The 556-nt window shown below is 45.0% G+C and carries 1 protein-coding gene; it reads right to left on the reverse strand.

Annotated features, from left to right (window positions below):
• Positions 1 to 16 precede the first annotated feature (16 nt).
• Positions 17 to 556, reverse strand: a 540-nt coding sequence (locus IW644_RS19915) for an EF-Tu/IF-2/RF-3 family GTPase (protein ID WP_269919048.1), incomplete at its 5' end; no start/stop codon positions are given.

Below are 556 nucleotides of genomic sequence, written 5' to 3' on the forward strand. Positions count from 1 at the left end.
TGTTGCTAAGTCTAGATTAGTCTAGGATCTTAGATACAACACCAGCACCTACTGTACGACCACCTTCACGGATTGCGAAACGAAGACCTTCTTCCATCGCAATCGGAGCAATTAGCTCAACTTTGAATTTAAGGTTGTCACCAGGCATTACCATTTCTACGCCTTCTGGAAGCTCTACAGCACCAGTTACGTCAGTTGTACGGAAGTAGAACTGTGGACGGTAGCCTTTGAAGAATGGAGTATGACGACCACCTTCATCTTTAGACAGTACGTATACTTCTGCTTCGAAGTTAACGTGTGGAGTGATTGAACCAGGCTTAGCTAGTACTTGACCACGTTCAACTTCATCACGCTTAGTACCACGTAGAAGAACACCAACGTTCTCACCTGCACGGCCTTCGTCAAGAAGCTTACGGAACATCTCAACACCAGTACAAGTAGTCTTAGTAGTGTCTTTGATACCTACGATTTCTACTTCTTCACCAACCTTGATGATACCTTGCTCAACACGACCTGTTACAACAGTACCACGGCCTGAGATTGAGAATACGTCTTC

Origin of the sequence: Alteromonas sp. PRIM-21 (genome assembly GCF_027563165.1) — a bacterium.
In the GTDB taxonomy this organism is placed as follows: Bacteria; Pseudomonadota; Gammaproteobacteria; order Enterobacterales; family Alteromonadaceae; genus Alteromonas; species Alteromonas macleodii_A.